The organism is Micromonospora sp. M51, assembly GCF_018070305.1.
Taxonomy (GTDB): domain Bacteria; phylum Actinomycetota; class Actinomycetes; order Mycobacteriales; family Micromonosporaceae; genus Micromonospora; species Micromonospora parva.
In genome coordinates this window covers 1-2,884 of the sequence record NZ_JAGPXZ010000751.1, presented here as the reverse complement: position 1 = coordinate 2,884, position 2,884 = coordinate 1, and the positions used below count along the sequence as shown (strand labels likewise).

4 protein-coding genes are annotated in these 2,884 nt (G+C 72.7%); 1 reads left to right on the top strand and 3 read right to left on the bottom strand.

Annotated elements, in window-relative coordinates:
• The 3 genes from KBX53_RS28160 to KBX53_RS28150 all read right to left on the bottom strand — a co-directional run.
• Positions 1-1,143 (bottom strand): DEAD/DEAH box helicase (locus tag KBX53_RS28160; protein WP_210862574.1); only part of this gene is annotated, 1,143 nt, incomplete at its 3' end.
• A 169-nt stretch (positions 1,144-1,312) separates the two neighbouring features.
• Positions 1,313-1,975, bottom strand: coding sequence for a trimeric intracellular cation channel family protein (locus KBX53_RS28155; protein ID WP_030337428.1), 663 nt, complete (start codon positions 1,973-1,975; stop codon positions 1,313-1,315).
• Positions 1,976-2,015: 40 nt separating this feature from the next.
• On the bottom strand, positions 2,016-2,234 hold the full coding sequence (locus KBX53_RS28150; protein ID WP_007456912.1) for a DUF3039 domain-containing protein: 219 nt from the start codon (positions 2,232-2,234) through the stop codon (positions 2,016-2,018).
• An 88-nt stretch (positions 2,235-2,322) separates the two neighbouring features.
• On the opposite strand from KBX53_RS28150, the gene KBX53_RS28145 reads away from it, so the two are divergent.
• Positions 2,323-2,884: pseudouridine-5'-phosphate glycosidase (locus KBX53_RS28145; protein WP_210862572.1), on the top strand; the 562-nt coding region annotated here is incomplete at its 3' end.

Genomic DNA, 2,884 nt, shown 5'->3' with positions numbered 1-2,884 from the left:
GGGCAGGAAGACCGACGCGGTCTCCCCCGGCCGACGGGCCCGCACGAACCGGCCGATCGCCTGGGCGAAGTAGAGCGGCGTACTGGCGCTCGTGGCGTAGACCCCGACCGCCAGTCGCGGGATGTCGACCCCTTCGGACACCATCCGCACCGCGACCAGCCAGCGCTGCTCGGACGCCGCGAACGTCGCGATCCGGGCGGACGCGCCCTGGTCGTCGGAGAGCACCACGGCGGCCTTCTCGCCGGTCACCTGCTCGATCAGCTTGGCGTACGAGCGGGCGGTCTGCTGGTCGGTGGCGATGATCAGACCACCGGCGTCGGCCATGCCGGCGTTGCGCAGCACGGTGAGTCGGGCGTCGGCGGCCCGCAGCACCTGCGGCATCCAGTCACCGGCCGGGTCCAGGGCGGTACGCCACGCCTGCGCCACCAGGTCCTGGGTCATCGGCTCACCCAGGCGCGCCGCCAGTTCCTCCCCCGCGTTGGTACGCCAGCGGGTCTCCCCGGAGTACGCCAGGAAGAGCACCGGCCGGACCACGCCGTCGCGCAGGGCGTCGGAGTAGCCGTACACCGAGTCGGCGCGGGAACGCAGGAGCCCGTCCCCGCCCCGCTCGTAGCTGACGAACGGGATCGGGTTGTCGTCGGAGCGGAACGGCGTCCCGGTGAGCATCAACCGGCGTACGGCGGGTTCGAAGGCGGCCTTCACCCCGTCGCCCCAGGACCGGGAGTCGCCGGCGTGGTGGATCTCGTCGAGGATGACCAGGGTGCGCCGGGTCATGGTGCGCCGCCGGTGCACCTGCGGCGCCATGCCCACCTGGGCGTAGGTGACCACCGCGCCGTGGAAGTCGGCGGCGGAGTGCAGGTCGGCGTTACGGAAGGCGGCGTCGAGCTGGATGCCCACCCGCGCCGCGGCTTCGGACCACTGGTTCTTCAGGTGCTCGGTGGGCGCGACCACGGTGACCGCCTCGACGGTGCCGTCGCCGAGCAGTTCCGCAGCGATCCGCAGGGCGAAGGTGGTCTTGCCGGCGCCCGGCGTGGCGACCGCCGTGAAATCCTCGCTGCGCCGCCGCAGGTACTCCACCAGGGCCTTGCGCTGCCAGGCGCGAAGTGCCGGGAACGTCTCAAGCACCGGCGTCCGGGCTGCCACGCGAAGCTCCTCTCCGACCGCACGACGGCGGACCCCGGGCGAGGGCCACGAGTATCCGCCGCCCATGAAAACGCCTCCGCGCAGAAGCTGCCGCGAAGGCCGACTCAGCATAACCAGCGCGGGCGGTGCGGCCCAGGCGACGCCACGCTGGTCACATCTCTCGACCGCCTCACCACTCCCGGTCGGTGCGCGGATCCGCCCCGTCGGCGCGCGGCGGGCGCAGCCGGGCCACCGGCGCGGACCAGCGTCGACGCAGCGCGATCAGGCGCAGCCCGAAGACCAGGACGGCGGCGGCGGTGAGCGGTGCGGGTCCGGTCTGCCCGGTGGCGTACAGCAGCACCACCAGGATCGCGCCGGCCAGCGCGGCCAGCGCGTAGATCTCGCGGCGCAGCACGACCGGGATCTCGGCGGTGAGCAGGTCCCGGCCGAGCCCGCCGCCGATAGCGGCGAGCATGCCGATCAGGCAGGCTCCGACCGCCGGCACCCGGGCGTCGAGCGCCTTGAGCGTGCCGGTGACGGTGAACAGCGCCAGACCGGCCGCGTCCAGCACCAGCACTGTCGTCCGCAGTCGGGTCAGCTGGGGGTGCAGCCAGAAGACGGCGAGCGCGGTGATCGCGGCGGTGGCCGCGTACCGCCAGTCGGCGAAGGCCAGCGGTGGCACCTCGTCGATGACCAGGTCCCGCAGGATTCCACCGCCGAGGGCGGCCACGAAGCCGACGAACGCGATGCCGAACAGGTCCAGTCGCTTGGCCACCGCCGCCGAGGCCCCGGAGGCGGCGAACACCGCCACCCCGGTCAGGTCGGCGACGAGCAGGGCGGTGGAGGTGGTCACCGCCGCAGGCTACGTCGCCGGCCGGAGCGCCGGCCGAGGTTCACTCGCGGTACGAGTCGTAGATCTCCTTGCACTTCGGGCAGACCGGGGAACCGGGCTTGGCCGCCTTGGTGACCGGGAAGGTCTCGCCGCACAGAGCGACGACGAAAGTGCCCATGACGGCGCTCTCGGCGATCTTCTCCTTGCGGACGTAGTGGAACATCTCGGGACCGGTGTCGGCGTCCTTCAGCTCTGGACGCTCGAGAACCTCTGTGCTCACGTCTGCACCTCCGACCGTCAAGTTTGGCAGGTCATCACGGCCGGGTCCACTTGAGGCCGGTCGAGGCACCACCCCGTACGGTGCCCGTGTGACTGACTTTCGCATCAGCTACGGCACCCCCGTCGCCGAAGCCCTGCGCGACGGCCGGCCCGTCGTCGCCCTGGAGAGCACCATCGTCTCGCACGGCCTGCCCCGGCCGGAGAATCTGCGGGTGGCCCGGGAGATCGAGCAGACCGTTCGGGACGCCGGGGCCGTTCCGGCCACGATCGGGATGATCGCCGGCGAGCTGGTGGTCGGCCTGGACGACGCGCAGCTGACCCGGCTGGCCACTGTCGACGGCGTGACCAAGCTCTCCGTCCGCGACCTCGCGGTGGCCGCCGCGACCGGTGCTGACGGCGCGACAACGGTGGCCGCGACCAGCGCGGTGGCCGCCGCCGCCGGCATCGGCGTGTTCGCCACCGGCGGGCTGGGTGGGGTGCACCGGGAGGCCGCGCACACCTTCGACGAGTCGGCGGACCTGGTCACCCTGGCGCAGACCCCGATCGCCGTGGTCTGCGCCGGGGTCAAGTCGATCCTCGACGTGGGCGCGACGCTGGAGCGCCTGGAGACCCTCGGGGTAGCGGTGGTCGGTTACCGCACCACGCCGGTCC